This window comes from Sphingomonas sp. ID0503, assembly GCF_048565625.1.
Taxonomy (GTDB): domain Bacteria; phylum Pseudomonadota; class Alphaproteobacteria; order Sphingomonadales; family Sphingomonadaceae; genus JBLZUR01.
On sequence record NZ_JBLZUR010000002.1, the window covers coordinates 2,632,462 to 2,640,000 of the forward strand.

The 7,539-nt window shown below is 62.1% G+C and carries 6 protein-coding genes, 1 tRNA gene and 2 rRNA genes (1 of these 9 only partly in view); 6 read left to right on the forward strand and 3 right to left on the reverse strand.

Features of this window, described 5'->3' with window-relative positions; all coding sequences use genetic code 11:
• Positions 1-9: 9 nt before the first annotated feature.
• From ACM608_RS13860 to ACM608_RS13885, 6 genes are all read left to right on the forward strand, one after another.
• Complete coding sequence (locus tag ACM608_RS13860) at positions 10-699, forward strand: alternative oxidase (protein WP_419683953.1); 690 nt, start codon at positions 10-12, stop codon at positions 697-699.
• A gap of 72 nt (positions 700-771) precedes the next feature.
• On the forward strand, positions 772-1,221 hold the full coding sequence (locus ACM608_RS13865) for a globin domain-containing protein (protein WP_419683954.1): 450 nt from the start codon (positions 772-774) through the stop codon (positions 1,219-1,221).
• A 161-nt stretch (positions 1,222-1,382) separates the two neighbouring features.
• On the forward strand, positions 1,383-2,981 hold the full coding sequence (locus ACM608_RS13870) for a DJ-1/PfpI family protein (protein ID WP_419683955.1): 1,599 nt from the start codon (positions 1,383-1,385) through the stop codon (positions 2,979-2,981).
• Between the two features lie 45 nt (positions 2,982-3,026).
• Positions 3,027-3,686: a hypothetical protein gene (locus tag ACM608_RS13875; protein WP_419683956.1), complete on the forward strand. Its 660-nt coding sequence runs from the start codon at positions 3,027-3,029 to the stop codon at positions 3,684-3,686.
• A complete protein-coding gene (locus ACM608_RS13880; protein WP_419683957.1) occupies positions 3,683-3,952 on the forward strand; it encodes a hypothetical protein in 270 nt (89 codons plus the stop codon). Before ACM608_RS13875 ends, ACM608_RS13880 begins: the two co-directional genes overlap by 4 nt.
• A gap of 207 nt (positions 3,953-4,159) precedes the next feature.
• The gene (locus ACM608_RS13885; RefSeq protein WP_419685217.1) at positions 4,160-5,872 is read left to right on the forward strand and encodes a recombinase family protein; all 1,713 of its coding nucleotides are present in this window, start codon (positions 4,160-4,162) and stop codon (positions 5,870-5,872) included.
• Here ACM608_RS13885 and ACM608_RS13890 read toward each other — a convergent pair.
• The 3 genes from ACM608_RS13890 to ACM608_RS13900 all read right to left on the reverse strand — a co-directional run.
• Positions 5,829-5,905, reverse strand: a tRNA-Met gene (locus ACM608_RS13890). The two genes, ACM608_RS13885 and ACM608_RS13890, sit on opposite strands and share 44 nt — an antisense overlap.
• A 115-nt stretch (positions 5,906-6,020) precedes the next feature.
• Positions 6,021-6,135, reverse strand: a 5S ribosomal RNA gene (gene rrf, locus ACM608_RS13895).
• A 138-nt stretch (positions 6,136-6,273) separates the two neighbouring features.
• Positions 6,274-7,539, reverse strand: a 23S ribosomal RNA gene (locus ACM608_RS13900); it runs 1,525 nt beyond the window's last position.

Consider the following 7,539-nt stretch of genomic DNA (forward strand, 5'->3'; position numbering starts at 1 on the left):
ACGATCACCATGAAACCGCCCTTCATTGACCTGAGCATCCATCACCAGCCCAAGGGCGTGTCTGACCGGATCGCGTTCGGCTTCACCAAGCTGCTGCGCTGGACCGCCGACACCTTCTTCGCGGAGCGCTACGGCCATCGCGCCGTCGTGCTGGAAACCGTCGCGGCGGTGCCGGGCATGGTCGGCGCCACGATCACGCATCTCGCCTGTCTGCGCCGCATCTGCGACGACAAGGGCTGGATCCGCACGCTGATGGACGAGGCGGAGAACGAGCGCATGCACCTGATGACGTTCATCGAGATCTCCAAGCCGACCTGGTTCGAGCGCGCGGTGATCATCGGGGTGCAATGGGTGTTCTACCTGTTCTTCTTCGCGCTGTACCTGGTCAGCTCCAAGACCGCGCACCGCGTCGTCGGCTATTTCGAGGAGGAGGCGGTGATCAGCTACACGCACTACCTCGCCGAGATCGACGAGGGCCGTAGCGCCAACGTGCCGGCGCCCGAGATCGCCAAGCGCTACTGGAACCTGCCCGACGACGCGACGCTGCGTGACGTGGTGCTGGTGGTCCGTGCCGATGAGGCACACCACCGCGATGTAAATCACGGCTTCGCCAACGAGCTCGCGGGTCTGCCGAGCGGTGCCGTCGCCGATTGCCCGCCGCATCTCGCGCTGGAGCCGATCTGGAAGAAGGCGGCCTGATCCCGCACGACCCCGGAGGGGGGACGCCGTCCGCTGCCCCTCCTCGCTACCCCTTCTTGAGGAACCTTGCCCATGCGCACCATTACTCCCGAGGCGACGGCGATCGTCAAAGCCACCGCGCCCGCGCTCGAGAAGCACGGCGTCGCGATCACCACCGCGATGTACGCTCGCCTCTTCCAGAACCCGGAAATCGAAGCGATGTTCGACCGTGCCGCGCAGCAGAGCGGCGAACAGCCGCGCCGTCTCGCCGGCGCGATCCTCGCCTACGCCCGCAACATCGACAAGCTCCAGAACCTTGGCGCCGCCGTCGAGCGGATGGTCGTGCGGCATGTCGAGACCGGCGTGAAGCCCGAGCATTATCCCCACGTCGCGGCTGCGCTCCTGCCAGCGATCCGGGATGTGTTGGGCGCTGATGTCGCGACGGACGAGGTTCTGGCGGCGTGGGCGGAAGCATATTGGATGCTGGCCGACATCCTGATCGCTGCCGAAGCCGAGAAATACGAGCACGCAGCGGCGGCGTGATACTGCGGCCAGGAGTTCAACGCCGCTGCGCTCGCCGCTATCGGCCTGATTGTGGCGGGCGTGGTAGCGTTGAACCTGTTTTTACGTTCAATCGGTCAATAGCGACCCATCACCTTACGCACTGGGCGGCCAGGAAGGATCTGCTGAGGTTTTGGACCGCTTTGCCGCCGCCGGTCCTTCGGTCATCTACCCCCCAGCGTCAGCTGAATGGATGTCCGCTTCTGGGGAGCGTTGTCGACCGGCCGAACGACCGAGTATGGGTCCGAGCAGTCACGTGGCAGAAAGTGATAGAAGGCCGGCATTTGAGCCAGGCGGAATCCAGCCGACAAGAGAGCGGCAACTCTCAGGCGGATAGACCTCCCATGCATCAATCTCGCGGCGCCCGTGCGGGCATACTTCTCCTCCTCTCGGCTGCCAGTCTCCTCGTAGGCAGAAGCTCGTTAGCCGCCGACCGTAGCGCGGTCCGTCAACAACAGAGCTCGGCGAACCTTCAGGTCGAGGAGCGGATCCAGCCTTTCAAGGCGCGGTTCGAACGGACACGGCCAGTCATTGCCGTCGTTGGTGAGAACAGCGGTACCGAACTGACCGACTACGTCATCCCTTACGGCATCCTCCGGCAGGCCGACATCGGCGAGGTGATGGCGGTCGCGACGCGGTCGGGCTCGATGACGATGCGCCCCGCGCTTAGCCTTCAGCCGCAGGCAAGCGTGGCCGAGTTCGACGCGCGCTATCCGGAAGGGGCGGACTATGTGGTCGTGCCGGCGGTGGTCCGGCGTGAGGATCCTGCGCTGCTCAACTGGATCCGGGCGCAGGCAGCCAAGGGCGGCACGATCGTCAGCATCTGCGATGGTGCGCTTGTGGTTGCCGGCAGTGGCGTGCTGAACGGACATCGCGCGACCGCGCACTGGGCGACCGCCAGCTATCGTCGCAAGCACTACCCGCAGGTGCGCTGGGTCCCGGATCGGCGCTATGTTGCAGACGGTATGGTTGTCTCCAGCGCCGGGATCAGCGCTGCTATCCCGACGTCGCTGGCGCTGGTTGATGCGGTCGCCGGCCATGCGCGCGCCGCTGCAGTCGCAGCCGAGATCGGGATCTCAGATTGGAGCTCGGTGCACGACAGCCGACGCTTCCTTCCCAAATTTGGCCGCAACCTGTCGGCATTCGCGGCGACCCAGTATTTGAACGCCTGGTTCCACACGCCGCAAAGCCTCGGGATCCACGTGGCAGCCGGGGTGGACGAGATTGCGCTGGCGCTCACGGCGGACGCCTATACCCGGACTGGCCGCGCTCACGCCTATGCGCTCGGCCCCGGCCCGGCACCGATCAGAACGCTGCATGGCCTCATACTGCTTCCTGATCGCACCGAAGCCGCATCGCTCACGCGCACCATATCCGTTCCTGCGAGCAAGGCGGGGGGTACGCTGGATCGCGTGCTGGACGACATCGCGCGGTCCTATGTCGATCCCGCTACCGGCCAAGTGTCAGTGATCAGGTCGGCAGCCGCCTTGGAGGCGGTGAGCGGTGAGACAGTAACCTTCGACCGCACGCTCGCTGCATGGGTGGCTGAAGTCTCGATCAATATCGAGCGGGCGAAAAACGGATCGTCAGCGAAGCGGGCTGCGGCTCGGACGCCGGATAAAGAATGGCGGCGCACTGCTCGTACGTTCTCGAAGGAGGCGTCCCAAGAACATCGATCGAAGATGGATGCGAAGCTGAAGGCTTTCCACGACGCGATCCTGCGAGGCCTCACCGCTCGTTGATGAGGGGGTAGCCCCCGAAGCTCAATCCGGCTCGCCGACCAAAGTTTGTGGATGGCGAATCATGATGTCGATAATCAGCTGCGCGCGCAGGCACTGAGCCTCCTGCAAGCGATCGACACGCAGCGTCTCGCGTCCCGCGCGGCCGAGCTGGACCTCTTGATACACGACGCCGAAGCGCGCGAGCATCGCCGCGCAGCTTTCGATGCGCGCGACGCCGCCTGTTATCGTTTAGGTAGCGCCTTCGAGCCATTCGACGCGCTGGACCTTGATCCAGTGGCGCTGGTGGGCTGGCTTGAAACCCAAGCGGTTGGCGTTGCGCTTCTTGCGCAGCACGTTCTCGCCGCACCCGGTGCATCGATCACTGAATGCCTCCGCACGCTGTTCGCCTCACCGGTTGGCCGCCAGCTTCGCGCCATCGGCGTTTGGAAACGGTGGCGTTGGCTGCACGCTCTTTACGACGCCGAAGTGTCGGCGTTCCTCGCAAGCAACGCCGGCCGCCGCCCGGAGCGCTGGAAACCCAAGCCGCCGACGCCGCGGCAGAGATATCTTTGCGCGACGATCGCCGAGCTGCTTCAGAAGGAGCCACCGACCTTCTCAACGCGGGCCGCGGCGTTCGAGTGGCTCCGCGAGCAAGGCGGCAATCCGCGCTTCACGACTGAGCCTGTCCGTCCCGATATCGCCGACATCACGGCGGCGCTCCGATGAGCGCCCCCGTTCATCTCGAGACCGTCGCGGCTGACTTCGCGGAAACGGTCGACCGCATTGCCGATCTCACCGCGCACCTGACCCAGATCGACGCAGAATTTGAGTCGCTGGTCCAAACACTATGCGCCGCCCATGCGGCGGGGCGCTCCGTGCCCGCAGAGATCCAACGCGCATGCGAGCTCGATCGCCAGATCGAAAGCCTCAATGCTCAGCTCGCGGGTTCGATTGAGTACGCCACTTATTTGCTGAGTTCAGTAGGTGGCTGAGCATCTGCCCCCGTCGGGTGCAGCCTTACAGAAGGTGAAGGCGCCTCCGCCTCCGCGCCCGCTGGCCCTCGAGGTCGCGAAGCTTCTTGCACGAGAACTGGCACGCGCCGACCATCGGTGCCGCAAGGCAGTCACGGCTCAACCGGAGAAGGCGTTGGTGGTTGAAGATCGAGGTGATTGTTAGAGAGACCCGGGAATGAAAAGACGATGCGCGCAGTGATCTACGCAAGGTACTCGACGGATCACCAAGATCCTTTGAGCATCGATACACAGCTGACGATGTGCCGCAGCGAACTCGCTCGTCGCGGGTGGGTCGAGGTTGGCACCTACACCGACGCTGCGAAGTCGGGTGCGACCATGCACCGCGAGGGCTTGCAGGCGATGTTGGCAGCGGTGAGCCGAGGCGGGGTGGACTTGATCTTCGCGGACGCCATGGATCGGCTTTCTCGCAGCCAGGCCGACATTGCTATGCTTTATGAGCGGCTGCGCTTTCGTAATGTCCTGCTCGTGACCCGAAAAGAAGGTGAGGTGACGGCGCTCCACGTCGGTATGGCTGGCACTATCAACGCGCAGCAGATCACGGCGACAAGTGAGAAGACCCGAGATGCCCTGACAATGCGGCATGCCCAAGGCAAGAACCCAGGTGGCAACGCCTTTGGTTATGAAAAGCGCATCGCATATGGGTCGGACGGCGAGCGCATCAAGGGCTTGCAGCAGATCGTGCCCGCGCAGGCTGAAACCGTCGTTCGAATCTTCCAAGAGTTTGCGGCTGGCCTGTCCCCGGGCCAGATCGTTCGGAGTCTGAACGCCGAGGGGGTCCCGCCGCCCCGCAGCGGAAAACGCGACAAGACACCGAGCATCAAGCCACCGGCGTGGTCGCCCAATACGCTCACTGGCAATGCAGAGCGCGGGACGGGTATCCTCAATGATGTACTCTATACCGGCTGGCGCCCGTACCTGAAGCAAACGTACCGCAAGAATCCTGATTCTGGTAAGCGCCACGCGTTCGTTCGCAGTGAAGAAGATCGTCCAGATCTCGTGGCGGCGCCTGAGCTCCGCATCGTCTCAGATACGCTGTGGCAGGCAGTGAAGGATCGCCAGGCCCAACTCGCGCGTGGGTCAATGCGAAAGACCGACGAGACCCCCGCCCTACCCTTCTTTGCCCAGCAGCGTCCTAAGTACTTGCTCACTGGCAAGGCGACCTGTGGCGAATGTGGCGCGAGCTATGCAAAGTCCGGAGCGCACCGTTTCGGCTGCCAAGGATCGGCAAAGAAGGGTCCCAGCTACTGCTCCAACCGACTTACAATCCGACAGGATGACCTTGATGCACGCGTGCTGGAGGGTCTCACGCGTGAGATGCTGCGGGATGACGTCTTGGCGATCTTCCTCGAGGAGTATGAGGCCGAGACGCGGCGTCTGGACGCCGTTAGCGTCACCGTGCGTCCGGAACGCGAGGTTGCTCTGTCGCAGGTCACCGCACAGCTGACCAACATCAAGGCCGCCATCCTGCAGGGCGTAAACCCGACGCTATTCGTCGACGAGCTTCGCCAGCTTACCGAGCGGCAGACGCGGTTAACGGCCGAGATCGCTGCGGCATCGACGCCTTCGAGCAACAGCGACCTTCTGCATCCCGATCTCGGCCGGATCTATCGCGAGAAGGTGGCGAAGCTGACCAAGGCCTTTGAGGACGAGGCACTCAAGGCCGAGGCTTTCGAGCGGATCCGCGCATTGATCGATGCGGTCGTGCTGACCCCCGAGGACGGCGAGCTTAAGATCGATCTGCGCGGCGAGTTGGCGTCGATGCTCGAGCTATGCGCCTGTCCCGAAATGCGAACAGCCCCAACCAACATTTCCGAGAGGGCGCTGCAAATCAAGTTGGTTGCGGGGACAGGATTTGAACCTGTGACCTTCAGGTTATGAGCCTGACGAGCTACCGGGCTGCTCCACCCCGCGCCAACGTGCTCGCCCCAGACGCAAAAGCCTCCGCTGGGCGGAGGCGTGCGGCCCTAGCGGGCGATAACATGTGAATGGGTTCGGATGTCCGATGCGCACCGGCGCCGGCCGCAATGCCTGGCGACGACCTACTCTTCCATCGCTTAAGCGATAGTACCATCGGCGCTGTCAGGTTTCACGGCCGAGTTCGGGATGGGATCGGGTGGGTCACTGACGCTATGGCCACCAAGCAATGGGGCCGGCGCAGATGCGTGTCGGATATGGTTCGAAATCGATGCACCTTGATTGAAGGGTATTCAAAGGCGTCGCATATAATCCGCGATCTCGGACAGCCGACGAATGTCAGTGCTGTCGTTGATGGCGGGACTCTCAAGCGTGAATAGGACAATTAGGACCGGTTAGCTCCATGCGTTACCGCACTTCCACATCCGGCCTATCAAGGTCGTGGTCTCCGACCGTCCTAAGAAATCTTATCTTGAGGGAGGCTTCCCGCTTAGATGCTTTCAGCGGTTATCCCGTCCGTACATAGCTACCCAGCTGCGCCGTTGGCACGACGACTGGTGCACCAGAGGTACGTTCAACCCGGTCCTCTCGTACTAGGGTCAACTCCTCTCAAATTTCGACGCCCACGGCAGATAGGGACCAAACTGTCTCGCGACGTTCTGAACCCAGCTCACGTACCACTTTAATTGGCGAACAGCCAAACCCTTGGGACCTGCTCCAGCCCCAGGATGTGATGAGCCGACATCGAGGTGCCAAACAACCCCGTCGATATGAGCTCTTGGGGGTTATCAGCCTGTTATCCCCGGCGTACCTTTTATCCGTTGAGCGATGGCCCTTCCACGAGGGACCACCGGATCACTATGACCGACTTTCGTCTCTGCTCGACTTGTCAGTCTCGCAGTCAGGCTGGCTTATGCCATTGCACTCTAACAGACGGTTTCCAACCGTCCTGAGCCAACCTTCGCGCGCCTCCGTTACTCTTTAGGAGGCGACCGCCCCAGTCAAACTACCCGCCACAGAGGGTCCCAACACCGGCTAACGGTGCGTGGTTAGACATCAGAAAACAACAGGGTGGTATTTCACCTATGGCTCCACACCAGCTGGCGCCAGTGCTTCAAAGCCTCCCACCTATGCTACACAGTTCTTTCCTAATGCCACTCTGAAGCTGCAGTAAAGGTGCACGGGGTCTTTCCGTCTAACCGCGGGTACTCCGCATCTTCACGGAGAATTCAATTTCGCTGAGCATGTACTGGAGACAGTGGGGAAGTCGTTACGCCATTCGTGCAGGTCGGAACTTACCCGACAAGGAATTTCGCTACCTTAGGACCGTTATAGTTACGGCCGCCGTTTACCTGGGCTTCATTTCGATGCTTGCACATCTCCACTTAACCTTCAGGCACCGGGCAGGCGTCAGACCCTATACGTCGTCTTGAAGCCGACTTAGCAGAGCCCTGTGTTTTTGCTAAACAGTCGCTACCCCCTGGCCTGTGCCCCCTGCAATTGCTTGCGCAAAAGCAGGGCCTCCTTCTTCCGAAGGTACGGAGGCAATTTGCCGAGTTCCTTCAGTACACTTCTCTCAAGCGCCTTGGTATACTCTACCAGACCACCTGTGTCGGTTTCGGGTACGGTCT

Coding starts and splice junctions, on each gene's coding strand:
- ACM608_RS13860 (WP_419683953.1), top strand. CDS start 10: ATGAAACCGCCCTTCATTGACCTGAGCATCCATCACCAGCCCAAGGGC.
- ACM608_RS13865 (WP_419683954.1), top strand. CDS start 772: ATGCGCACCATTACTCCCGAGGCGACGGCGATCGTCAAAGCCACCGCG.
- ACM608_RS13880 (WP_419683957.1), top strand. CDS start 3,683: ATGAGCGCCCCCGTTCATCTCGAGACCGTCGCGGCTGACTTCGCGGAA.
- ACM608_RS13885 (WP_419685217.1), top strand. CDS start 4,160: ATGCGCGCAGTGATCTACGCAAGGTACTCGACGGATCACCAAGATCCT.